Here is a 23,490-nt window from a genome sequence, read left to right as displayed (position 1 = left end):
CGACGATGAGCCAGGCGCAGGAGTTCGACCAGTCCGGCGGGGCGGGGCCCGCGGTACCGCAGACCCGGACCGCCCGGCACCGCCGGATCGTGGACATCCTCAACCGGCAGCCGGTGCGGTCCCAGAGCCAGCTCGCCAAGCTGCTCGCCGACGACGGACTGACGGTCACCCAGGCGACGCTCTCCCGGGACCTCGACGAGCTGAACGCGGTGAAGATCCGCAACACCGACGGGGAACTGATCTACGCGGTGCCGAGCGAGGGCGGTTTCCGCACCCCGCGGGCACCGCTCGGGGAGTCGGCGAAGGAGGAGCGGATGCGCCGCCTGTCGCAGGAGCTCCTGATCTCCGCGGAGGCGTCGGCGAACCTGGTCGTCCTGCGGACCCCGCCGGGAGCCGCGCAGTTCCTCGCGTCGGCGATCGACCAGGCGGAGCTGCAGGACATCCTGGGCACGATCGCGGGCGACGACACGCTCCTGCTCATCAGCCGCGAACCCACCGGCGGCCAGGCGCTGGCCGACCACCTGCTGCGGCTGGCCCAGAACGGGCACTGACCGCGCCGGGCGGCACCAGCGGCCGTCCGGGCCGCAGCCGACCCGCGTGCGGGGCCCGGTCCCGCGGCGGACAATGGCCGTGTGATCTTCCGCGGCGAGCGGTCAGGCGGGCGGGCAATCCCCTGGCGGCCGTCGAACGTACCCAGGGGTGTGTCGGGAATCCGGTTCCCAGTCGGCCGTCTCCCGGACGAGGCCCTGCTGTCCGGGCTGGCCACCGGAGACCCGGAGCTCGCCGAGGTCTTCGTACGAAGGTTTCAGCGCCGGGTCTTCGGGGTCGCGATGGCCGTCACCGGGGACCAGCAGCTCGCGGAGGACGTCGCCCAGCAGACGTTCGAACGCGCGTGGCGGCATGCCCAGATCTACGACTCGCGCCGCGGCTCGGTCGGGACCTGGCTCACCACGATCGCCCACAACCTCGCCGTCGACGCCGTACGGGCCCGGCGGACGGAGCCGATGGCACCCGAGGACCTCGATCCCCTCCTCGACGCCGTCACCGACACCCCCGAGCGGTGGGCCCTGGCCGACGAGGCCTCCACCCAGCTGCGGGCCGCGCTGGCCCGGCTGCCGCGCGAGCAGGCCCGGGCCCTGATGATGGCCGGCATCTACGGCATGACGGCCCAGCAGATCGCCGACGTGGAGCGGATCCCGCTGGGCACCGCCAAGACACGGATCAGAGCCGCGATGGCGAAACTGCGCACCGCGCTCGCGTCCCCGAAGGGAGGCGGCCATGCCCGGTGACGCGCCCTGCGCGAAACTGCACGACGTCGGCGCCGAACTGGCGCTGGGCGTCCTGCCCGGCCGCGAGCGGGCCGAGGCGGTCGCCCATCTGGACGGATGCGCGGACTGCCGGGAGTACGTGCGCCGGCTCACCGGCATCGGCGACCGGCTGATCGGCCTGCTGCCGGAGAGCGACCCGCCGCCCGGCTTCGCGACCCGGGTGGCGCGGAGCCTGGCCGAGCAGGCGGACGGGCCCCGGCCGGCCCGCGCCGCCCAGGGCCGGTCCGGCCGCGTCCGGCGGCTGCGGCTGCGGCTCGCCGCGGTCGCCACCGCCGCCGTGGTCGCGGTCGGCTTCGCCGGCTGGGCCGTCGGCAGCGCCGTCGAGGGCGCCGTCACCGCCTCGGCACCGCCGGCCGAGTCCGAACCCGTGCTGGTCGGGGACATGATCCCGGCGGGCGGCGGAGAACCCGTCGGCGAGATCTACGCCCATCCCGGCAGCCCCGCCTGGATGTTCGTCTCCGTCGCCCTCGCCGGCACCTCGTACACCGGCCGGGTCACCTGCCTGCTGGCCCGCGCCGACGGCACGACCACTCGGATCGGCGACTTCTCGCTGCGGAACGGCCGCGGCAGCTGGGGCGCGGCCGCCCCCGTGGACTTCACCCGGTACGCGGCCGCGCACCTCGCCAAGTCCGACGGCTCCGTCCTCGCCACCGCCCGGCTGCAGAAGGGCGAGGTGGTGACCCCGGAAGGGTCATGACAGCACGGCCCCCGAACCGAGCCGGTGCAGCAGGGCGTACGGCCCCTGCCGCCCGAGGAGATCCGCGTGCGTGCCGTCCTCCACGACCCGGCCGCGGTCGAGCACCACGATCCGGTGGGCGTCCCGGACGGTCTGCAGCTGGTGCGAGACGATCACGGTGGTCCGGCCGGCCATGAGCCGCCGCAGCGGTTCCATGATCCGCCGCGCCGACCGGATGTCCAGCCCTGCGGTGGGCTCGTCCAGCAGGAGCACCGGCGCGTCCCGGATCATCGCGCGGGCGATCGCCAGCCGGCGGCACTGCCCGCCGGAGAGGGTCCGGCCGCGCTGTCCGACGAGCGTGTCGTAGCCGTCCGGAAGCCGCTCGACGAACTCGTGGGCGTCCGCGGCCCGTGCCGCCGCGACGATCTCCGCCTCCGTGGCGGCGGGCCGGCCGTAGGCGATGTTCTCCCGCACGGTGCCGTGGAAGACGTACGTCTCCTGGAGCACCACCGCGATGTTCTCCCGCACGTCCGCCAGGCTCAGTTCGCGCAGATCGGTCCCGTCCAGCCGGACCGCGCCCCGGTCCGGGTCGTAGAACCGCACCTGCAGTTTCGCGAGCGTGGACTTGCCCGACCCGCTCGCCCCGACCAGCGCCAGCGTCCGGCCGGGCTCGGCCCGGAACGACACGTCCGACAGCGCCCAGGCCGACGTGCCGGGATAGCGGAACCACACGCCGTCGAACTCCACGCCGCCCCGCGCCCGGCGGAGCCGGCGCGCGCCGGCCCGCTCGGTCACCTGCGGCCGCTCGTCGAGCAGTTCGATGATCCGCTCGGCGGCGGCGGACGCCGTGTAGAAGGCGGTGCCCAGCCCGGACAGCCCGTGGACCGGGCTGTACAGCTTGCCGATCAGCGCGAGGAAGACCAGCAGCCCGCCGAGCGTGAGCTGGCCCTGCGCCAGCTTCCAGGTGCCGAGGGCCAGCACCGCGAGGCCGCCGGCCACCTCCACGAACTCGACCGCGGGCGCGTACACGGCGTGGATGCGCGCCGAGGCCATCGCCGCCCGGAACCGCCCCGCGTTCTCCCGCTCGAACCGGTGCGCCTCCCAGGCCTGCCGGTTGTAGGCCTGGACGAGGGCGGCGTTGCCCAGCGACTCCTCGGCGATCGCGCCGAGCGCCCCGCCGCGCCGCCTGCGCTCCCGCGAGGCGTCCCTGACCAGCCGCGAGAAGTACCGGGCCGCACCCCAGAACACCGGGACGACGACGAGGGCGAGCAGCGTCAGGTCCCAGCGCAGGTAGACCAGCATGCCGAGGTAGATGCCGAGGCTGACCACGTAGTACAGGGCGTCCGCGACGCCCGAGAGCAGGAAGGTCTCCACCGCGTCGACGTCGCCCGTCACCCGTGACAGCACGTCACCGAGCCGACGGCGCTCGAAGAAGCCGAGCGAGAGCCCCTGGACGTGCCGGAAGACGTCGGCGCGCAGGGCGAGCAGGAAGCGTTCGCCGACCCAGGTGGAGGTCACGTCGTCGGCGAAGCCGAGCACGCCGGAGCACAGGACCAGGCCCAGGTAGGCGGGCGCGATCCACAGGAACGGCCGCAGGTCCCGGCCGACGAGCACGTCGTCGACGACGAACTTGAAGAGCCAGAGCTCCGCGGCGTCGACGGCCGGACCGGTCAGGCTCAGCAGGACGAGCGGCAGGAGCCAGCGCCGGCCGCCTCGGGTGTACGGCCAGAACCGGCGGAAGACCGCCCGCGGGGAGACGCGGGGGGCGGCCGCGACGACGGTGTCCGAGGGGTCGGCGGCCGACAGCAGACGCCGCAGGACGTGTGCCATGAGAGGGATACCTCGGAGAACACCGGCGGAGCGGACCGGCTGACCCGGCGCCGGTCCGCTCCGCCTTCGGTGTGGTCAGTAGCGGTCGCCGTGGTCGTGCCGGTCGCCGTGGTCGTGACCGCGTCCGCGCCGGTCGCCGCGGTCGTGGTCGTGATCGCGGTCGTGCCGGTGCCCGTGCCGCGAGAAGTCGTCGCGGTCGCGGTAGTGGTCGTTGCGGCGGTTCCTGAACGGCATCAGATTGCTGAAGACGGCCATGGTGTTCCTCCCGAAACTTGCGTCACAGGGGGTACGGCCAAGGGAGCGATCGGGATCGCCATTTCCGGGACGAATCGGGAAAGTTTCTCGGCCGCGGGCCGGTGGGGGCCGAGCGTGCCCGCGCGGCGGCAGCCGCAGATCGAGGACAGCCCCGCGCCCCCGCGGGGCGCTTCGTGACCGCACCCGGGCCTCAGCCCAGACGCGCGGCCAGCCCCCCGGTGCACCGCACCTCGTCGCCCGCGGTGATCAGCAGCGCCTCCACGCCCGGCAGCGACTCCAGCCAGGCCAGCCCGGCCCGCGACCCCATCGCGAACGCCGCCGTGGCCCAGCAGTCAGCCCACGTCAGACGCGGCCCCACCACCGTCACCGCCACCAGATCCGTCACCGCCGACCTCCCGGTCCGCGGGTCGACGATGTGGGCGCCCCGCTCCGCCGTACCGGACGTGGCGACCGCCAGCTCCGCCGCTCCCGCCGCCGAGATCACCGCCGCCAGGCCGCCCGGCCGCAACGGGTCGGCGATCCCGACCCGCCACGCCCGCGTCGGCTCCGGCGCGCCGGTCATCTGGACGTCGCCGCCGCCGTTCACGCTCACGCCGCTCACCCCGGGCACCCGCGCCAGCGCGCGTGCGGCCCGCTCGGCGGACCAGCCCTTGACGATGCCGGTGGGATCCAGCAGCCCCCGGTAGCGGGTGCTGAACCAGCCGTCGCTCACCCGCTCCGCCTCGGCCGCCAGCTCCAGCACCTCGGCGACCTCGGGATCGCAGTCGCCGACGCCGATCTCCTCACGGGCGAGCCGGGACACCTGGCTGTCCTCGCGGTACGTGCTGAACACCTCGTCGACCCGGTGCAGGCCGGCGACCGCCGCGCCGAGGGCCGCCCGCACGGCGTCCGGATCCCCGCCACGGACGTCGAAGGAGAAGACGGTCCCCATGACCTCCTCCGCATGACGCACCGCGGCGGGAGCCTCCGCGTCCGCCACCGTCTCAGCCACCGGCCTGGTCCAGCGCCGACTGCAGGGACTGCTTGTAGCCGGTGCTGGTGTAGGTGGCCCCGGAGACGGAGTCGATGTCCGCGCTCCCGGCCGCCACCGCCTCCTGGTTGAGCTTCGGCACGGACAGGGCGGTCTTCTGGTCGCTGGTGCCGCCCTTGGGCGCCTGGACCGCCTCCGCCTTGGTGATCTTCCCGCCGGAGACGGTGATCCGGACCTGCACCGGCCCGTACTGGGTCTGCGCGACCTGCCCGGTCACCGTCCTGGCCTGCGCCTGCGCGGAGCCCGACGCGGCACCGGAGGACGAACCCGACGACGAACCCGACGACGAACCGGACGACGAGGAGGAGGAGGAATTCTGCGCCTTCATCCTGTCCAGCGCGGACTGCAGCGACTGCTTGTAGCCGTTGCTGGTGTAGGTCGCGCCCGACACCGCGTCGATGTCCGCGCTCTGCGCCGCCACCGCCTCCTGGTTGAGCTTGGGCACGGACAGGGCGGTCTTCTGGTCGCTGGTGCCGCCCTTGGGCGCCTGGACCGCCTCCGCCTGCGTGATCCTGCCGTTCGCGACGGTCAGCCGCACCTGCACGATCCCGTACTGGGTCTGGGTCGCGTCACCGGTGACGGTGGTGGCACCGGCCGCCCCGGTACCGCCCTGCGGCGACTCCTGGCCCGCGGCGGCGGCCGACGGAGCCGCGCCCGCCGCCGCGGCCGACGCCGGGTCCGACGACGGCTTCAGCGACAGCAGCAGCACGACACCGGAGACGGTCGCCGCGGTGGCCAGCACCACACGCCTGACGGGGTGACTCTTCCTCATCGTTTCCGAACTCCCGATTCCCTGGATTCCGTGGTCCCGTCGCTCACATCTCGAACGACTCGTGATGGATGCGGCGGGCGGGAACCCCCGCGCCGCGCAGCGCCTCGTACACGCCCTGCGCGAACCCGGGCGGGCCGCACATGAAGACGTCGTGGTCGTCGATGTCCGGGATCTTCCGCTGGAGGTTCTCCGCGGAGATGTCCGGCCGCTCGCCCTCCGGGCTGTTGACCGCGTACATCAGCCGGGCGCCGCGCTCGTTGGCGATCTTGGCCAGCTCGTCCCAGAGCGCCAGGTCCTGCGTGGTGTTGGCACGGTAGAGCAGCGTCAGGTCGCCGGCCGCGCCGGGCAGTGTCTCGAACAGCGCCCGCATGGGCGTGATCCCGACACCGCCCGCCACCAGCAGGACCTTGCCGCGGCTGCGCCGGGACGCGGTCATCGCGCCGTACGGCCCCTCGGCCCACACCTTGGTCCCCGGCCGCAGTTCGCGCAGCCGCGCGCTGTGGTCGCCGATCGCCTTGACGGTGATCCGCAGCATGTCCGGGCGGGGCGCCGCCGACAGCGAGTACGGATGCGAACTGAACCGCATCCCGGGCGCCATGAACCGCCAGCGGAAGAACTGGCCGGCCTCCGCGCCCATCCGGTGCAGCTTGCGCCCGCCGATCAGCACCGACACGATGCCCGGCGTCTCCTCGATGACCGCCTCGACCCGCATCCGGTGGCGCAGGTTGAGCCGGATCGGGGTGAGGATCCGGTACCAGACCACCAGCGCGGTGACGGCGCCGTACAGGCCGTACCAGAACGTCTTGGCGATCGGCGTGAGGGCGAAGTCGTTGCCGGTGGTGATCTGGTGCCAGAAGGTCAGGAACACCGCCGCGTAGGTCAGCAGGTGCACGTGGTACCAGGTGTCGTACGGCATCCTGCGCCGCACCGGGCCGATCGACGTGAGGCCGATGACCACGAACAGGCCGGTCCCGATGGCCGCCTTGCCCATGTCGGGCAGCTGGTTCACGGAGTCGACGGTCTGCTGGACGATGTCGTTCAGCGTCTTGCCGGCCTGCAGCGCGTAGCCCCACATGATGAGGAAGACGTGCGCGAGGACCAGGCAGAGCGTGTAGCGGCCGCTCATCGCGTGCCAGCGCGCGACACGGTCCGAGCCGACCCGCCGCTCCAGCGCCGGCACCCGCGCCATCTGGAGGACGACCAGGGCCATCAGGTATCCGGCCAGCAGACCGGTGATCCGGCCGGCGTTGAGGATCTTGCCGTTCTGGTCGGCGATGGACGGGGTGTTGTGCCACCACAGCCACAGCACGGCCGCCGCGCCGGCCCATACGGCGAGCAGCAGCGGTACGGCCGGGGAGCGGCGCGGGCGGATGCGGCGCATCGTCTGTCGTCGGGCGGCACGTCCGCCTGCGAGCGTGGTGGTCACGGTTCCTCCGTGGGGACTTGACCCTTGGCCCACAGGTACGTGGCGTACCGCCTGAGCGTTCACAGTCCCGCGGAATCCAGTGCGGACTGGAGCGACCGCTGGTAACCCCGGCTGGTGTAGGTGGCCCCGGAGACGGTGTCGATGCGCGCGCTCTGCGCCGCCAGCGCCTCGCGCCGCAGCTCGGGGAGGGCGTACCCGGCGATCTCCCGGTCCCGTGGATTGTCCGTCGGGTACCGGACCGCCGTGACGTCGGTGATCCTGCCGCCCTCGACGGTCACCCGCACCTGGACCGGGCCCCAGCGGGTGGGGACGGTGTCCCCGGTGACGGTCCTGGTACCGGTGCCGCCGCTTGCGGAGCCGCCGGGCGCGCCCGCGGCGGCCGACGGTGCGGGGGCCGCGGAGCCGGTGGCCGGGGCGGTGTGCGGCTTCAGCGCCGGCAGCAGCACCATCGCGGAGACGGTGGCGGCGCTCGCGAGCACGATGCGCCGCAGCGGCCGGTTCCTCTTCAGTGCGTGCACGACGGTGTCCTCGCAGCTCTCGCGGCCTTCATGGCTCTCACAGTTCGAACGACTCGTGGTGGATGCGGCGGTCGGGCACCCCGGCCGCGCGCAGCGCCCCGTACAGCTCCCGGGCGAAGCCGTGCGGACCGCAGAGGTACACGTCGTGACCGGCGAGGCCCGGGAAGGCCGCCCGCAGCGACTGTGCCGTCAGGTCCGGGCGCTCGCCCCGCGGGCCGTTCAGGGCGTAGAGCACCCGGGCCCCGCGCCGGCGCGCGATCGCCTCCAGCTCGCCGCCCAGCGCCAGGTCCCCGGCCGTACGCGCCCGGTAGAGCAGCGTGACCTCGCCGGGCAGCGTCTCGAAGAGCGCCCGCAGCGGGGTGACGCCGACGCCCGCCGCGATCAGCAGGGCCCGGTGACGCGTGGCCCGGTCGGCGGTGAAGGAGCCGTACGGGCCCTCGGCCCACACCCGGGTGCCGGGGCGCTGCAGCGGCACGGCCGCGCTGTGGTCGCCGAGCGCCTTGACGGTGATCCGCAGGCGGTCGCCGCACGGCGGTGCCGACAGCGAGTACGGGGTCGACGTCCAGGCCGTGCCGTCACCGTCGAGGAACCGCCAGCGGAAGAACTGCCCTGACCGCGCGCCCAGTTCCCCGATCCGGCGGCCCTGGACGACCACCGAGTGCACGCCCGGCGCCTCCTGCCGCACGGAGTGCACCCGCAGCCGGTGACGGAGGTTGAGTCGCACCGGAACCAGGATCCGGAACCACAGCACCAGCGCCGCCGCCCCCAGGTACAGCGCGTACCAGAAGGCGGTGGCGGCCGGCCTGCCGGCGAGGTCGTTCCCGAGCGCCAGCTGGTGTCCGAAGGCGAGGAAGACGGCCGCGTAGGTGAGGAGATGGACGTAGTACCAGAACTCGTGGGCGGTACGGCGGCGCACCGCCCGCACCGAGGTGATCCCGACCGCGAGGAGGAGCACCGTGCCCGCGGTGGCCTTGAGCATCTCCGGGTAGTGGAGGACGACGTCGGCCGTCTCGTGGACCAGGGAGGCGTGGTCCTGGGCCGCGTACCCGGCGACGATCAGCACGACGTGCGCCACCAGCAGACAGACCGTGTACCGGCCGGCCATCGCGTGCCAGCGGGCCGTCCGGTCCGAGCCGATCCGCACCTCCAGCAGCGGGACCCGGGCCATCAGCCCGACGAGCACCGCGCAGGAGTACCCGCACAGCAGCCCGGCGATCCGCCCGGCCGCGGTCAGCCGGCCCGCCGCCCCGACGACGGAGCCGGTGTCCGACCACCACAGCGCGAGCACGGCCGCGGCACCGGCCCAGAGCACGGCGAGCACCGCGGCGGCGGGGGAGCGGCGCGGGTGCACGGCGGGCGCCGTACGGCGTTCGTCCACGGTCGTCATGGGCGGTGTCCTCTCAGCGGTCGGTGCCGCCACTGTGCGGGGCGAACCTCTGAGCGGCCTCTCAGTCCCCGTCGGCCCGGCGCACTCAGAGGAAACTCAGAGGGACCGGGGTGCCCGCACGCCGTCGGCAGCAGCGATGCTGGGAGACGCGATGAACACGACCCGCTCCGGCCGCCCCGCCCTCACCAGACCCGACGGCACCCAGCTCCGCGTCCTCGTCGTCGACGACGACCCCGACCTCGCGGAGGTCCTCACCGGCGCCCTGCGCTACGAGGGCTGGAACGTCCGCGCGGCCGCGGACGGCGCGAGCGCGCTGGCGGCGGCCCGGGAGCTGCTGCCGGACGCGGTGGTCCTGGACGTGATGCTCCCGGACACCGACGGCTTCGCCGTGCTCCGCTCCCTGCACCGGGTCAAGCCCGACGTCTGCGTGCTCTTCCTCACCGCCCGGGACGCCGTCGAGGACCGGATCGCCGGCATCACCGCGGGCGGCGACGACTACGTCACCAAGCCCTTCAGCCTGGAGGAGGTGGTCGCCCGGCTGCGCGGCCTGCTGCGCCGGGCCGGCATGGCCCGTCAGCAGGAGGAGGGCCCGCGCCTCGTCGTCGGAAGCCTCACGATGGACGAGGAGGCCCGCGAGGTGACCCGCGAGGGCGAGCTGATCGAGCTCTCCCCGACCGAGTTCGAACTGCTGCGTTTCCTGATGCGCAACCCGCGCCGCGTCCTGAGCAAGGCGCAGATCCTGGACCGGGTGTGGTCCTACGACTTCGGCGGCCGCGCCCATGTCGTGGAGCTGTACATCTCCTACCTGCGCAAGAAGGTGGACGCGGGCCGCGAGCCCATGATCCACACGGTCCGCGGCGCCGGGTACGTCCTCAAGCCGGCGGCCGGATGAACCCGCCACGACGGCCGCGCCGCCTGCCCCGCCCCCGCACGCTCCGCGCCCGGCTCACCGCGGGCCTGCTGGTGCTGCTCGCGGCGAGCTGCGCGGCCGTCGGCGGCGCGGCCGTGCTGGAACTGGACGGCTTCCTCACCGGCCGCCTCGACCAGCAGCTCCAGCAGACCGGCCCGAGCTTCCCGCAGTCCCTCGAACACGGCACGTACAAGCCCAGCGACCGGGACGGCGACGAGCACGGCGACACCCGCCGTCAGGCCGCCGGCACCTTCGGCGCCCGCCTGCTGGACGGCCGGGTCACCAACGCGGCCCTGATCCCCTCCGGCACCGACCCGGACCTCACCGTCGGCCTCGGGGCCCGCGACCGCGCGGTCCTCGCCGCACTCCCGGTGGACGGCCGCGGCCACACCGCCCGCCTCGCCTCGATCGGCGCCTACCGGCTGCTGGCCTGGCCGGGCCGTGACGGCGACGTCCTGGTCACCGGCCTGCCCCTGGAACCGGTACGGGCCACCGTGCACCGCCTGGAACTGGTCGCCACCGCCGTCCTCGGACTCGCGCTGGCCGTGGCCGGAGTGGCCGGCGCCCTCTGGGTCCGCTGGTCCCTGCGGCCCCTGAGCCGCGTCGCGGACACCGCCACCCGGGTCAGCGAACTCCCGCTCGCCAGCGGCGAGGTGGCCCTGCCCTCCCGCGCCCCCGCCGCCGACCCCCGCAGCGAGGTCGGCCGCATGGCCACCGCCTTCAACCGGATGCTGGGCCACGTCGAGGACGCGCTCACCCGACGCCACGCGAGCGAGGAACGCCTGCGCACCTTCGCCGCCGACGCCAGTCACGAGCTGCGCACCCCGGTCGCCTCGGTCCGCGGCCACGCGGAACTGGCACTGCTGCACCCGGGCCCGGTGCCGCCCGAGGTCACCCGCGCCCTGGAACGCATCGCCGCCGAGTCCTCGCGGATGGGCGAGATGGTCGACGACCTCCTCCTCCTGGCCCGGCTGGACGCGGGCCGCCCCCTGGAGAGCCACCCGGTCGACCTCACCCGCCTGGCGCTGGACGCGGTCACCGACGCGCGGGCCGCTGGCCCCGGCCACCACTGGACCCTCGACCTCCCCGAGGAACCGGTGACGGTGACCGGCGACGCCCACCGCCTGCACCAGGTGCTGGCCAACCTGCTCGCCAACGCCCGCCTGCACACACCCGCCGGCACGAAGGTCACGGTGACCCTGGAGACGACCGACGGCGGAACGCTCCTGCGGGTCCACGACGACGGTCCCGGCATCCCGCCGGACATCCTCCCCGGCGTCTTCGAACGCTTCACCCGCGCCGAACACCGCCGCCGCGCGGACGCCTCCGGCGGCGGAGCGGGCCTGGGCCTGTCGATCGTGGCGGCGGTGGCGGAGGCGCACGGGGGAACGGTGACCACGGAGAGCCGCCCGGGTTCGACGACATTCACCGTCCGGCTCCGTCCGGGGGCACCCGCCTGGTAGTCGAGCCTTGGATCAGGGGCGGCCGCTATTCCAGCCACGTCCCGTCGCGCATGATGACCCTGCCGCGCAGTTCCGGTTCGCCGCGCCAAGCGCGCACGCTCGTCGGCACCACACGCACGTACAGGAAGGAACCTTCCTCCGCACGCGGGTCCCACCCGAACCTGGCGGCGAACGCCTCGGCCGCTTCTCCGGGCACGTCCTGGTCCAGGAAGCATTCCGCCTCACCCTGGAGAAGCACCACGTCGAAGGTGTCCGGCAGCGCCAGGCGCACGCGCGGCTGCGCGCGGACGTTCCGCGCGGTCGCGGAAGTGGCACTGGTGCACATCCACACGGCTCGCCCATCCCACACGAACCACAGCGGCACCTGGTGCGGCCCGTGATCGGGATGTGCTGTCGACACCCATACATCCCGCTCGGTGACGAGCCGTTCCAGCGTGTCGCGCCTGCGCTCCGCCGCCTGGCGGCGAACAATCCCCGTGGTCTGCATGAGTGCCGACCATAGCCAGCAGGCTCAGAGCGCGCATGAGGCGAGGGACCTACGCCCGGCGACCGATGAACCCTCGGCCTCTGACTCGGGACGGCGAGTACAGGCCGGCTGACAGACGGGTACGGCCACCGCTGATCATCGTGTGCTGTGTGGACGGACGAAGAGACGGGTGGCCGCGGATCACAGCGCGAACGCCGCCCGCCGGCAGGAGGTGTTCGAGGTCCTGCAACCAGATCCAGCGCCCGTTCAGTACCGGATGATCGCCGTGTCCCCGCCCGTCGTTCCGATGGCGATGTGCGGTTTCTTGCGCGGGTCCGTCCACTGCAGGATCCGCTGCATCGCCTCCTCCGGCACCGATACGCAACCCGCCGTCGCGCCCGAGCCGTTGACGTGCAGGAAGATCCCGGCGCCGCGTTTGTGCACGGGGCGTTCGTAGTTGAAGCCGATCACCAGGGCGTGCGTGTACTGGGTCGTGTACGAGGACAGCTTCTCCGACTCGGCGGCCCGGCAGTCGGCCGGCAGCGGTTCGACCCAGCGGTTGTAGGAGGCCGAGTCGTTGTCCTCGCACCACCACGAATCGGCCTTCACCGCGCGGTAGTCGACCGACGTCCCGGCGGGCGCCGGCTGGATGCCGAACCCGAACGGCAGGTCGTACAGGCCCGTCGGGGTCGTGTTCGTGCCCTGCTGCCGGGCGGTGCCCTCGACCAGGCCCTTCGCGCCGAACCGCGCGGGCGCCGTCCCCACCTGCGCCCACTGCCCGTCCGTGCGCTCCCACCAGGTGACGGTCCCGGAGGTCGAGGCCGTGGTGGGCGCCTCGGCGGTGATCAGCTGGTCGCCGCCGCCCGTGTCGGCGAGCCGCGCGGGCAGCGGTGCGGTGTCCCCGTCGCCCGGTGCCGCACCGAGCAGCAGCAGGGACGTGGAGACAAGGGTGACGACGACGCCTGGACGCATGGCTCAGACGCTAGACGGCGGCAGCGGCAACGGCAGCCCGGGTAGGCCGTCCAGGCTCACCGCGATGTGGTCCTTTTTCTCGAAGTACGCGCTGAGCGAGGCGTCGTCCTCCCGCGCGAAGCGCTTCCCGTGCAGGTCGCGGTCGGTCTCGTAGGCCATGTGGGGGACCGCGTAACCGCAGCTGTCGCGGATGAGTTCGGCGTGGACGACGATGACCGCGCGCAGGCCGTGCGGAGAGGGGTCGATGTCCGGGAAGCGGGCGAGGAGGTCCGCGAAGCGCGGGTCGTCGCGGAAGACCGGCTCGCCGCGGCCGTGCACCCGCACGATGTTCGGCGGGCCCTGGAACGCACACCACATCAGGGTGATGCGGCCGTTCTCCCGCAGGTGGGCGATGGTCTCGGCGTTGGAGCCCGCGAAGTCCAGGTAGGCGAGGGTGAGTTCGTCGAGTACGGCGAAGGAGCCCCGCAGGCCCTTGGGGGAGAGGTTGACCGTGCCGTCGCCCGCGAGCGGGGCGGTGGCGGTGAAGAACAGGGGCTGCTCCTCGATGAACGTGCGGAGCCTGCCGTCGATGCGCTCATAGGTCTTTCCCATACCGGGAAATTATCGGCGCCCACCCGCCGGACGTCCGGGCGTTTCCGGCATCCGGACACCACTGTGGCCGCCCCGGCCGGCGCTGTCACGGGGCGGCCACAGCTGCCTGTCACGTCACTGGGTGAGCGTGCAGGCGGCCAGGGAGTCGAGGCCTTCCGGCTTGGCCGAGGTGCGGCCGATCGCGATGGCGATCCGGTCGATCGTCGACTTCCGCTTGTCCGCGAGCGGGCCGAGGATCGCGTTGTTCACGAAGTTCGGCCCGCCCTGGCCGACCGTGTCCGCCAGCCGCTGGTTCGCCTCCTGGATCTGCGTCCGCAGGAGAGTGAGGTTGCGGTCGACCTCGGCCTGCGCGGAGGCGGGCACCGCGGGCAGCCGCGGGGCGACGTCCGGGCAGCTGACCGCGCCGACGCCGGCACCGACCGTGCCGCCCGCCGGCTGCGCGGTCGCCGCCGCGGTCGCCGCTGCGCTCGGCGCCGCCGAGGACGTGCCGGTCGCCGTGCCGCCGCCGGTGTCCGTGCCCGTCCCGCCCGCGTCCAGGGCGCACGGCGCCAGCGCGTCCAGGCCGGCCGGCCTGGCGGCCGTGCGGCCGATCGCGGTCGCGATCCGGTTGACGGTCGCCACCCGCTTGTCCTTGAGGGGGCCGAGGATCGCGTTGTTCACGAAGTTCGGCCCGCCTTGGCCGACCGTGTCCGCCAGCCGCTGGTTCGCCTCCTGGATCTGCGTCCGCAGGAGCGTGAGGTTGCGGTCGACCTCGGCCTGCGCGGAGGCGGGGACCGCCGGGAGCCGGGAGGCGACGTCCGGGCAGGTGATGGTGCCGGATGCGGCGGCGGCGAGGGTGCGTGCGCCGTCCGTGCCGCTGCTCCGGTCGGGCGTACCCGCGAGGGCCGAACCGGCGACGATCGCGCCGGACAGCGCCACGGCGGCGGCACCGCCGATGAATGCCACGCGACGCTTGTTGTACTTCGGGAGAGCCCTGGACATGCGGTTGCCTCACTTGGGTCGGAGGAGGGTCTGGACGCGGCGCCGGCGTTCAGCGAGGGGTACGAGTAAGCGGTTTCATTTGTTCAACCCTTTTTCGTATCGGTCGGAGGAACCCGACCGGATTGACGAATCATGCAGACCTCTGCATACTCATGCATAGGGAGTGGATGTACGTGAGGAGGGACCCATGACCGAGCGCGTCGTACTCGCCTACTCCGGCGGGCTGGACACCTCCGTCGCCATCGGCTGGATCGCCGAGGAGACGGGTGCCGAGGTCATCGCCGTCGCCGTGGACGTCGGCCAGGGCGGCGAGGACCTGGACGTCATCCGCAAGCGCGCCCTCGCGTGCGGCGCCGTCGAGGCCGAGGTCGCCGACGCCAGGGACGAGTTCGCCGAGGAGTACTGCCTCCCGGCGGTCAAGGCCAACGCCCTCTACATGGACCGCTACCCGCTGGTGTCCGCGCTCTCCCGGCCGGTGATCGTCAAGCACCTGGTCGCCGCCGCCCGCAAGCACGGCGCCGGCACGGTCGCCCACGGCTGCACCGGCAAGGGCAACGACCAGGTCCGCTTCGAGGCCGGTATCGCCGCCCTCGCCCCCGACCTGACCTGCATCGCGCCGGTCCGCGACTACGCGATGACCCGCGACGCGGCGATCGCCTTCTGCGAGGCGAAGCGCCTGCCGATCGCGACCACCAGGAAGTCCCCGTACTCCATCGACCAGAACGTCTTCGGCCGCGCCGTCGAGACCGGCTTCCTGGAAGACATCTGGAACGGCCCGATCGAGGACATCTACGAGTACACGCGGAACCCGGCGACCCCGCGCGACCCCGACGAGGTGGTCCTCACCTTCGAGGCGGGCGTCCCGGTCGCGATCGACGGCAGGCCGGTCACCGTCCTGCAGGCGATCCAGGAGCTGAACGAACGCGCGGGCGCCCAGGGCGTCGGCCGGATCGACATGGTCGAGGACCGCCTGGTCGGCATCAAGTCCCGCGAGGTGTACGAGGCACCGGGCGCGATCACGCTCATCACCGCCCACCAGGAACTGGAGAACGTCACCGTCGAGCGCGAACTCGCGCGCTACAAGCGGCAGGTGGAGCAGCGCTGGGGCGAACTCGTCTACGACGGCCAGTGGTTCTCCCCGCTCAAGCGCGCCCTGGACGGCTTCGTCGAGGAGGCGAACCGGCACGTCACCGGGGACATCCGCATGACGCTCCAGGGCGGCCGCGCGGTCGTCACCGGCCGCCGTTCCGACACGTCCCTCTACGACTTCAACCTCGCCACCTACGACAGCGGCGACACCTTCGACCAGGCCGCGGCCAAGGGCTTCATCGACATCTACGGCCTGTCGTCGAAGATCGCGTCGAAACGGGACCTGGCCTAACCAGTAGCGTGACGACCGCCTCCCCGTTCATGGCCGGGGAGGCGGTGCCACATCCGTATCTCTCTAGGAGCAACGCAAGTGAGCAGCAACAGCGGTGACGTCCGTCTCTGGGGCGGCCGGTTCGCCGACGGTCCCGCCGAGGCCCTGGCGAAGCTGTCCGCGTCCGTCCACTTCGACTGGCGGCTCGCGCCCTACGACATCGCCGGTTCGCGGGCCCACGCGCGCGTGCTGCACCAGGCCGGCCTGCTCACCGAGGACGAACTCCAGCGCATGATCGCGGGCCTCGACCTGCTGGAGGCCGACGTCGCCGCCGGCACCTTCGTCGGCACGGTCGCCGACGAGGACGTCCACACCGCCCTGGAGCGCGGCCTGCTGGAGCGCCTCGGCCCCGACCTCGGCGGCAAGCTCCGCGCCGGCCGTTCCCGCAACGACCAGGTGGCGACGCTCTTCCGGATGTACCTCCGGGACCACGCGCGGATCATCGGCGGCCTTGTCGCCGACCTCCAGGACGCCCTGACCGGCCTCGCGGAGGCCCACCCGGACGTGGCCATGCCCGGCCGCACCCACCTCCAGCACGCCCAGCCGGTGCTCTTCGCCCACCACGTCCTCGCCCACGTCCAGTCCCTGACCCGGGACGCCGAGCGGCTGCGCCAGTGGGACGAGCGCACGGCCGTCTCGCCGTACGGCTCCGGCGCCCTCGCCGGTTCCTCGCTCGGCCTGGACCCGGAGGCGGTGGCGAAGGACCTCGGCTTCGAGCACGGCAGCGCCGCGAACTCCATCGACGGCACGGCCTCCCGTGACTTCGTCGCCGAGTTCGCCTTCATCACGGCGATGATCGGCGTCAACCTCTCCCGGATCGCCGAGGAGGTCATCATCTGGAACACGAAGGAGTTCTCCTTCGTGACCCTGCACGACGCGTTCTCCACCGGCTCGTCGATCATGCCGCAGAAGAAGAACCCGGACATCGCCGAGCTGGCGCGCGGCAAGTCCGGCCGCCTGATCGGCAATCTGACCGGCCTGATGGCCACCCTCAAGGCGCTGCCGCTCGCCTACAACCGCGACCTCCAGGAGGACAAGGAGCCGGTCTTCGACTCCTGCGACCAACTGGAGGTCCTGCTCCCGGCCTTCACCGGCATGATGGCCACCCTCACCGTCCACCGCGAGCGCATGGAGGAACTGGCCCCGGCCGGCTTCTCGCTGGCCACCGACATCGCGGAGTGGCTGGTCAAGCAGGGCGTCCCGTTCCGGGTGGCGCACGAGGTGGCGGGCGAGTGCGTCAAGGCGGCCGAGGCCGAGAACAAGGAGCTGGACGAGCTGACGGACGAGCAGTTCGCCAAGATCTCGGCCCACCTGACCCCGGAGGTCCGCACCGTCCTCAACGTCCCCGGCGCCCTGGCCTCCCGCGACGGCCGCGGCGGCACGGCCCCGAGCGCGGTGGCGGTCCAGCTGGCCGAGGTGAAGGCGGACGTGGCCCGGCAGCACGAGTGGGCCCGGGCGAAGCGACAGGCCTGAGCGGGCCGGGGGAGGAACGGCGCGAGGAGCATCGCGGGTTACGTTGGTCGGCAGCCCGACGCAGCCGACCGAAACGGAGCCCGCGATGCCCTTCGCCCGACTGGCGACAGCGACGACCCCCACCTGCCACATCGGCCTCGGCCTCGCCGCGGTCGGCCGCCCCGGCTACATCAACCTCGGCCGCGAGGAGGACCTCGGCGAGGACCGCAGCGTCGACGCCCTGCGCACCCGCACGCACGAACTCCTCGACGCCGCCTACGCCCAGGGCGTCCGCTACATCGACGTGGCCCGCTCCTACGGCCGTTCCGAGGAGTTCCTCGCCGCCTGGCTGGACGCCCGTCCCGACGCCGCCGCCGAGGTCGTGGTCGGCAGCAAGTGGGGCTACACCTACACCGCCGGCTGGTCCGCGGACGCCGACACGCACGAGGTCAAGGACCACGGCGTCCGGACCTACGACCGCCAGCGCGCCGAGAGCGCCGAACTCCTCGGCGGCCACCTCGACCTCTACCAGATCCACTCGGTGACCCCGGACAGCCCGGCCCTCACCGACAAGGAACTCCACGCCCGCCTGGCGGAGGCGGCGGCCGGCGGTCTCACCGTCGGCTTCTCCACGAGCGGCCCCGCCCAGGCCGACGCCGTCCGCGCCGCCCTCGCCGTCACGGTCGACGGCGAGCCCCTCTTCCGTACCGTCCAGTCGACGTACAACGTGCTGGAGACCTCGGCCGGCCCCGCCCTCGCCGAGGCGCACGACGCCGGGCTGACGGTGATCGTGAAGGAGGGCATGGCCAACGGCCGGCTCGCCGCGCCGCACGCCCCGGACGCGCTGCGGGCGGTGGCCGAGGAGGCCGGTGCCGGCTGCGACGCCGTGGCGCTCGCCGTCGTCCTGCGGCAGCCGTGGGCCGGTGTCGTCCTGTCCGGCGCGGCGACGCTCACCCAGCTCGCCTCCAACCTGCGCGCGGCCGCGGTGGACCTGGACGAGGACCAGCTGGCCCGCCTCGCCGCGCTGGCCGAGGAGCCGCACGCGTACTGGGAGCGCCGCGGCAGCCTGCCCTGGCACTGAGGCACCGACCACCCGGCCCCGGCACCGAGGCACCGCCCACCTGACGCGCCGGCCGCCTGACGCACCGCCCGCCCGGCGCACCGAGGCGCCCGGGTGCCGACGCACGGACACGGAACCGTCGCCGACCCGCGGCGGGTGACGCACGCATGCCCACGGTGAGACAAAGATGTCTCACATGGGTTACTCTTGTCTCATGGCCCTCGACCGTGAGCAGGTGCTGCGCAGTGCAGCCGCGTTGCTGACCCGCAAATCCACCGCGACCATGGACGAGGTGGCCAAGGCCGCCGGGATCAGCCGGGCCACCCTGCACCGGCACTTCGCGGGCCGGGACGCCCTCGTCCGCGCGCTGGAGGCGCTCGGCATCGAGGAGTGCGAGGCGGCCCTGGACACGGCCCGCCTGGACGAGGGCCCGGCGGCCGACGCCGTGCACCGCCTGGTGCGCGAGATCGAGCCGTCCGCCGGGCTGCTGGCCTTCCTCTACACCGAGAACCAGCTCTTCGAGGGCGAGCAGCAGAACCAGGGCTGGACCCGGATCGACGAGCGCATCGCGGCCCTGTTCCGGCGCGGCCAGCAGACCGGCGAGTTCCGCATCGACCTCACCCCGGCCTGGCTCACCGAGGCGCTGTACGGGCTGCTGGCCTCCGCCGCCTGGGCGGTGTCGGAGGGCAGGGTCGCACCCAAGGACTTCACCCACATGATCGTCGAGCTGCTGCTCGGCGGTGCACGACGGAGAGAGGAATCATGACCAGCACCGTGCGGCCGGCGTTCGCCACGGAGACGGAGGAGAAGCGCCCGGGCCGCTGGCTCGCGCTCTCCGTTCTCGTGCTCGCCGTGCTGCTCGTCGCCGTGGACGCCACCGTCCTCGGTCTCGCGACCCCGTACATCAGCGAGGATCTCGAACCCTCCGGCACCCAGCTGCTCTGGATCGGCGACGTCTACTCGTTCGTCATCGCCGGTCTGCTGGTCTCCATGGGCAGCCTCGGCGACCGCATCGGCCGCAAGCGGATCCTGCTCGGCGGCGCGACCGCGTTCGGCGCGATATCCGTCCTGAACGCGTACGCGTCGACCCCCGGCACGATGATCGCGGCCCGCGCCCTGCTGGGCGTCGCCGGCGCGACCCTGATGCCCGCCACCCTCGCCCTGATCCGCAACCTCTTCCACGACCCGCGCGAGCGCAGCCTCGCCGTCGGCATCTGGGGCGCCACCGCCTCCGCGGGTACCGCCGTCGGCCCGATCGTGGGCGGCTTCCTGCTCGAACACTTCTGGTGGGGCTCGGTCTTCCTGATCAACCTGCCGGTGATGGCGGTCCTGGTCCTCGTCGGCATCAGGACGCTCCCCGAGTCCCGCAACCCGGACCCCGGCCCCTGGGACCTGGCCAGCGTCGTCCTGTCGCTGGTCGGCATGATCGCGCTCGTGTACGCGGTGAAGGAGGCCGCGACCCACGGCCTCACCCCGGTCACCGCGGGCACCGCCCTGCTCGGCGGCGCGGCCCTGTACGGCTTCGTCCGCCGTCAGCTCACCCTGCCCAAGCCGCTGCTCGACATGCGGCTGTTCCGGCGGCGCGGCTTCAGCGGCGCGGTCCTCGCCGACCTGCTGACCGTGCTCGGCATGTCGGGCCTGGTGTTCTTCCTCTCCCAGTACCTGCAGCTGGTCCAGGGCAGGCACCCGTTCGAGGCCGGCCTGGCCGAGGTCCCCGCGGCCGTCGGCGCGGTGGCGGCCGGTCTGGTGGCCGGCCGGGCGGCCCGTCGGTTCTCGGTGCGCGCGGTGGTCTCCGGCGGCCTGGCGGCCGTCGGCGTGGCCCTCGCGGCGCTGACCACGCTCTCGCAGTCCACCGGCTACCCGGTCCTCGGCACCGCCCTGCTCGTGGTCGGCGTCGGCGCCGGCTTCTCCTTCACGGTCACGGCGGACGTGATCCTCTCCAGCGTCCCCAAGGAGCAGGCCGGCGCCGCCTCGGCGGTCTCCGAGACGGCGTACGAACTGGGCGCGGCCCTCGGCATCGCCCTGCTCGGCTCGATCGTGATGGGCGTCTACCGCGGTTTCCCGGCCCCGGCCGGCACCCCGTCCGCCGCCCGCGAATCGCTGGGCGCGGCCGTGCAGGCGTCGGCGGACCTGCCGCCGCGGACCGCGGACGAGATGCTCGCCGCGGCCCGTGACTCCTTCGTGCACGGCCTGCACCTGGCCTCCGGCGCGGGCGCCGCGGTCCTGCTCGCGACGGCGGTGGCGGCCTGGTTCCTGCTCAGGGGCCAGAAGCTGGACGACTCCCTGCCGGTGTGACGGCTCACTTCTGGTAGCCGAGCACCGTCATCATGCCGCTCTCCGAGTGGTACTGGTTGTGACAGTGGAGCATCCACAGCCCGGGGTTGTCGGCGTCGAAGTCGAGCACCAGCTTGCGGTGCGGGAGCACGATCGTGGTGTCCTTCCTGGCGCCCTGCGAGTTCAGGCCGGCGACCGCGAAGGTGTGCCCGTGCAGGTGCATCGGATGCCACATGTCGGTCGCGTTGATGAGCGTCAGCCGCACCCGCTCACCGGCCCGCACCGCGTGCCGCTGCCGCACGTCGTACGCCCTGTGGTCGAACCCCCAGTCGTACTTCTGCATGGTGCCGGTGATCCGGATCCGCAGCTCGCGGTCGGTCTTGCGGTTGTCCATGCGGACGGAGTCGGCCGGCACCAGGCGGCGGGCCGAGACGATCTCGCGGTCCAGCTCGCCGGGGCGGACATCCGGAGACGGAAGGTTTTTTCCCTTGTTGGTGCGGAGGACCGCGAGCCCCTTGCCCGGCTTGCCCTCGGCCAGCGCGACCAGCGGGAAGACGCCGTCCTTGGCGGTGACCAGCACGTCGTACCGCTCGGCCATGCCGATGAGCAGGGCGTCGGTCGTCTGGTGCTTCACCGGGTAGCCGTCGGTGTGGGTGACGGTCAGGGGGTGGTCGCCGAGCGCCACTCGGAAGGCCGTCTCGGAACCCGCGTTGATGAACCGGATCCGGATGCGGTCACCGGGGCGGCACTGGAAGACGGAGGGGTTGGTCCGCACCCGTCCGTTGATCAGATAGTGCGGGTAGGAGACGTTGCCGCCCTCGCCGTGCAGCAGGGCGCTGTGGGAGTCGCGCAGCACCCGGTCGGGACCCAGGCCCTTCGTGGACTTCGGCGACGCCGGGGGCGCGCTCGTCGACCGGTGCGGGCTCGGGCTGCCGGGCCCGGGACCCATGCCCATGTGCATGTTCATCGCCATGGAGCCGCCGGGCTTGAGCTGGTCGAGCACGTGCTCGGGGTTGGAGCCGTCGATGTCGTCGACCCAGTCGTCCAGGACGACGACCCACTCCTGGTCGTACTTGAGGGGCTCCTTCGGGTCGTCGACGACGAACGGCGCGTACAGCGCGCGGTCCGGCTGCATACCGACGTGCGAATGGAACAGGTAGGTGCCCGGGTGGGCGGCGGCGAAGCGGTAGACGAAGTCCGTCCCCGGTTCGATGCTCGCCTGGGTCAGGTCCGGAACACCGTCCATGTCGCAGCGCAGCCGTACCCCGTGCGCGTGCAGCGTGGTCTTCTCCTTCAGCCGGTTGCTGAGGGTCAGATTCAGGACGTCACCGCAGGTGACCCGCACCAGCGGACCCGGAACCGACTCGTTGTACGCCCAGCTGTGCACCGTCCGCCCGCCCAGGTCCAGCTTGCTCTCGGCGGCCGTGAAGGTGACCGTGCGGACGGGCCCCGCACCGCGCTTCCGCTCGGTCGCGAGCACCTCCGGGTCCGACGGATTGACAAACCCCTTGGGCCCCTGCGGCACGAATTTCGCCGTGCCGGCCGTGTGCTGCGGGCCGGAGCGCGAGGGGGAGTCTGCGTCGGAGCAGGAGGCCAGGAGCCCCGCGCCGGCGACAGCGAACGGAGCACGGAGCAGGGTACGCCGAGAAGGTTTCTGCATATCTGAATAAGACATGCTGTGTGCTCATATGGCGGGTAAATACGCGGGAATGACCGAAGTGTCGGGCCAGATTCCACCGCCAGGCGGACGTGGACCGATGTCAGGCGGATGGCAGACAGAAGGGCACGGACCCCAGGTCCGTGCCCTTGCGCCGAAAGGGTGTCAGGCGGCCTTCGCCTTCGTGGCGTACATGTCCACGTACTCCTGCCCGGACAGCCGCATGACCTCGGCCATCACCGAGTCGGTCACGGCCCGCAGCACGTAGCGGTCCCGGTCCATCCCCTCGTACCGGGAGAACTCCATGGCCTCGCCGAACCGGACGGTGACCTTGCCCGGCCGCGGCATGCCCGAGCCGCCCGGCTGCAGCTTGTCGGTGCCGATCATCGCGAACGGCACGACCGGCGCGCCGGTCATCAGCGTCAGCCGCGCGATGCCGGTGCGGCCGCGGTACAGGCGGCCGTCGGGGGAGCGGGTGCCCTCCGGGTAGATGCCGAAGATCCGGCCCTCGTCCAGGATCCGCTTGCCGGTCATCAGCGCGGCGACACCGCCGCTCGCGCCGTCCCGGTCCACCGGGATCATGCCGACCCCGGTGAAGAACCAGGCCATCAGCCGGCCCTTGAAGCCCTTCCCGGTGACGTACTCGTCCTTGCCGATGAAGAACACCTGCCGCCTGCTGACCAGCGGCAGGATCATCGAGTCGATGAACGTGAGGTGGTTGCCCGCGAGGATGACCGGGCCGTCCCCCGGGATGTTCTCCACGCCCTCCACCCGGAGGCGGAACATCAGGCGCATGATCGGTCCGAGCGCACCCTTGATGAACGCGAAGCGGGACAACGGGTCCTCCGATGTCGAGGGTCGGTATGAGTCTGTGCAGGTGAGGACATTACTCGCGGCCCCAGGGGGAGCGCACATCGACTACGGCCGGTTCACCGAGGTCTTACGCACTGTTGACGCTGGTTTACCTGCGGTGCAGCCCGGTGGACAACTTGCGGCCCGGCCCCGGCGATGTGACGGAAGTC

At 72.7% G+C, this 23,490-nt stretch carries 23 protein-coding genes; 10 read left to right on the top strand and 13 right to left on the bottom strand.

Going from position 1 to position 23,490, the window contains the following annotated elements; genetic code table 11:
- Positions 1 to 5 precede the first annotated feature (5 nt).
- The 3 genes from ACIQOE_RS30620 (at position 6) to ACIQOE_RS30610 (ending at position 2,025) form a co-directional block, all read left to right on the top strand.
- Positions 6 to 551 (top strand): arginine repressor, encoded by a 546-nt coding sequence (locus ACIQOE_RS30620; RefSeq protein WP_351320293.1) that lies wholly within the window; start codon positions 6 to 8, stop codon positions 549 to 551.
- A gap of 150 nt (positions 552 to 701) precedes the next feature.
- On the top strand, positions 702 to 1,289 hold the full coding sequence (locus ACIQOE_RS30615) for a sigma-70 family RNA polymerase sigma factor (protein ID WP_351320291.1): 588 nt from the start codon (positions 702 to 704) through the stop codon (positions 1,287 to 1,289).
- Positions 1,279 to 2,025: a zf-HC2 domain-containing protein gene (locus ACIQOE_RS30610; RefSeq protein ID WP_365558000.1), complete on the top strand. Its 747-nt coding sequence runs from the start codon at positions 1,279 to 1,281 to the stop codon at positions 2,023 to 2,025. Before ACIQOE_RS30615 ends, ACIQOE_RS30610 begins: the two co-directional genes overlap by 11 nt.
- On the opposite strand, the gene ACIQOE_RS30605 is transcribed toward ACIQOE_RS30610, so the two are convergent.
- From ACIQOE_RS30605 to ACIQOE_RS30575, 7 genes are all read right to left on the bottom strand, one after another.
- Positions 2,020 to 3,834, bottom strand: a complete 1,815-nt coding sequence (locus tag ACIQOE_RS30605; protein WP_401414890.1) for an ABC transporter ATP-binding protein — start codon at positions 3,832 to 3,834, stop codon at positions 2,020 to 2,022. The genes ACIQOE_RS30610 and ACIQOE_RS30605 overlap by 6 nt on opposite strands.
- A 75-nt stretch (positions 3,835 to 3,909) precedes the next feature.
- On the bottom strand, positions 3,910 to 4,089 hold the full coding sequence (locus ACIQOE_RS30600; RefSeq protein WP_365573577.1) for a hypothetical protein: 180 nt from the start codon (positions 4,087 to 4,089) through the stop codon (positions 3,910 to 3,912).
- A 190-nt stretch (positions 4,090 to 4,279) separates the two neighbouring features.
- Entirely contained in the window at positions 4,280 to 5,020 is a 741-nt protein-coding gene (locus ACIQOE_RS30595) for an FAD:protein FMN transferase (RefSeq protein ID WP_351320282.1), read from the bottom strand.
- A 52-nt stretch (positions 5,021 to 5,072) separates the two neighbouring features.
- Positions 5,073 to 5,891, bottom strand: coding sequence for an FMN-binding protein (locus ACIQOE_RS30590; RefSeq protein WP_401414887.1), 819 nt, complete (start codon positions 5,889 to 5,891; stop codon positions 5,073 to 5,075).
- Between the two features lie 43 nt (positions 5,892 to 5,934).
- The gene (locus ACIQOE_RS30585; protein WP_351320278.1) at positions 5,935 to 7,317 is read right to left on the bottom strand and encodes a ferredoxin reductase family protein; all 1,383 of its coding nucleotides are present in this window, start codon (positions 7,315 to 7,317) and stop codon (positions 5,935 to 5,937) included.
- Between the two features lie 59 nt (positions 7,318 to 7,376).
- Entirely contained in the window at positions 7,377 to 7,835 is a 459-nt protein-coding gene (locus tag ACIQOE_RS30580) for an FMN-binding protein (protein ID WP_365573583.1), read from the bottom strand.
- A gap of 37 nt (positions 7,836 to 7,872) precedes the next feature.
- Positions 7,873 to 9,222, bottom strand: coding sequence for a ferric reductase-like transmembrane domain-containing protein (locus ACIQOE_RS30575; RefSeq protein WP_401414885.1), 1,350 nt, complete (start codon positions 9,220 to 9,222; stop codon positions 7,873 to 7,875).
- 151 nt (positions 9,223 to 9,373) lie between these two features.
- Between ACIQOE_RS30575 and ACIQOE_RS30570 the strand changes: the two genes are divergently transcribed.
- Together ACIQOE_RS30570 and ACIQOE_RS30565 are read left to right on the top strand one after the other, a co-directional pair.
- Positions 9,374 to 10,114: a response regulator transcription factor gene (locus ACIQOE_RS30570; RefSeq protein ID WP_362174339.1), complete on the top strand. Its 741-nt coding sequence runs from the start codon at positions 9,374 to 9,376 to the stop codon at positions 10,112 to 10,114.
- Positions 10,111 to 11,595, top strand: coding sequence for a sensor histidine kinase (locus ACIQOE_RS30565; protein WP_401414882.1), 1,485 nt, complete (start codon positions 10,111 to 10,113; stop codon positions 11,593 to 11,595). The genes ACIQOE_RS30570 and ACIQOE_RS30565 overlap by 4 nt, the downstream gene beginning before the upstream one ends.
- 25 nt (positions 11,596 to 11,620) lie before the next feature.
- On the opposite strand, the gene ACIQOE_RS30560 is transcribed toward ACIQOE_RS30565, so the two are convergent.
- From ACIQOE_RS30560 to ACIQOE_RS30545, 4 genes are all read right to left on the bottom strand, one after another.
- Positions 11,621 to 12,082 (bottom strand): pyridoxamine 5'-phosphate oxidase family protein, encoded by a 462-nt coding sequence (locus ACIQOE_RS30560; RefSeq protein WP_401414880.1) that lies wholly within the window; start codon positions 12,080 to 12,082, stop codon positions 11,621 to 11,623.
- A 246-nt stretch (positions 12,083 to 12,328) separates the two neighbouring features.
- On the bottom strand, positions 12,329 to 13,033 hold the full coding sequence (locus tag ACIQOE_RS30555; RefSeq protein WP_365558019.1) for a L,D-transpeptidase family protein: 705 nt from the start codon (positions 13,031 to 13,033) through the stop codon (positions 12,329 to 12,331).
- Positions 13,034 to 13,036: 3 nt separating this feature from the next.
- Positions 13,037 to 13,624, bottom strand: coding sequence for a pyridoxamine 5'-phosphate oxidase family protein (locus tag ACIQOE_RS30550; RefSeq protein ID WP_351320274.1), 588 nt, complete (start codon positions 13,622 to 13,624; stop codon positions 13,037 to 13,039).
- Between the two features lie 114 nt (positions 13,625 to 13,738).
- The gene (locus ACIQOE_RS30545; protein WP_401414878.1) at positions 13,739 to 14,605 is read right to left on the bottom strand and encodes a hypothetical protein; all 867 of its coding nucleotides are present in this window, start codon (positions 14,603 to 14,605) and stop codon (positions 13,739 to 13,741) included.
- Between the two features lie 187 nt (positions 14,606 to 14,792).
- Here ACIQOE_RS30545 and ACIQOE_RS30540 point away from each other — a divergent pair, with 187 nt between their 5' ends.
- From ACIQOE_RS30540 to ACIQOE_RS30520, 5 genes are all read left to right on the top strand, one after another.
- Positions 14,793 to 15,986, top strand: coding sequence for an argininosuccinate synthase (locus ACIQOE_RS30540; RefSeq protein ID WP_401414876.1), 1,194 nt, complete (start codon positions 14,793 to 14,795; stop codon positions 15,984 to 15,986).
- Positions 15,987 to 16,064: 78 nt separating this feature from the next.
- Positions 16,065 to 17,498: an argininosuccinate lyase gene (gene argH / locus ACIQOE_RS30535; RefSeq protein ID WP_362643764.1), complete on the top strand. Its 1,434-nt coding sequence runs from the start codon at positions 16,065 to 16,067 to the stop codon at positions 17,496 to 17,498.
- 85 nt (positions 17,499 to 17,583) lie between these two features.
- A complete protein-coding gene (locus ACIQOE_RS30530) occupies positions 17,584 to 18,558 on the top strand; it encodes an aldo/keto reductase (protein WP_351320266.1) in 975 nt (324 codons plus the stop codon).
- A gap of 193 nt (positions 18,559 to 18,751) precedes the next feature.
- Positions 18,752 to 19,303, top strand: a complete 552-nt coding sequence (locus ACIQOE_RS30525; RefSeq protein ID WP_351320265.1) for a TetR/AcrR family transcriptional regulator — start codon at positions 18,752 to 18,754, stop codon at positions 19,301 to 19,303.
- A complete protein-coding gene (locus ACIQOE_RS30520) occupies positions 19,300 to 20,832 on the top strand; it encodes an MFS transporter (protein ID WP_399012957.1) in 1,533 nt (510 codons plus the stop codon). The genes ACIQOE_RS30525 and ACIQOE_RS30520 overlap by 4 nt, the downstream gene beginning before the upstream one ends.
- A 4-nt stretch (positions 20,833 to 20,836) precedes the next feature.
- Here the strand turns inward: ACIQOE_RS30520 and ACIQOE_RS30515 are convergent, their stop codons facing one another.
- Together ACIQOE_RS30515 and ACIQOE_RS30510 are read right to left on the bottom strand one after the other, a co-directional pair.
- Positions 20,837 to 22,471, bottom strand: a complete 1,635-nt coding sequence (locus ACIQOE_RS30515) for a multicopper oxidase family protein (protein WP_365558032.1) — start codon at positions 22,469 to 22,471, stop codon at positions 20,837 to 20,839.
- Positions 22,472 to 22,633: 162 nt separating this feature from the next.
- Complete coding sequence (locus ACIQOE_RS30510) at positions 22,634 to 23,383, bottom strand: lysophospholipid acyltransferase family protein (protein ID WP_362643759.1); 750 nt, start codon at positions 23,381 to 23,383, stop codon at positions 22,634 to 22,636.
- Positions 23,384 to 23,490: the final 107 nt, after the last annotated feature.

It is taken from the genome of Streptomyces sp. NPDC091282, from assembly GCF_044757385.1.
Taxonomy (GTDB): domain Bacteria; phylum Actinomycetota; class Actinomycetes; order Streptomycetales; family Streptomycetaceae; genus Streptomyces; species Streptomyces gramineus.
The sequence above is the reverse complement of the archived record's forward strand: the minus strand, read 5'-3'. Positions and strand labels throughout refer to the sequence as shown.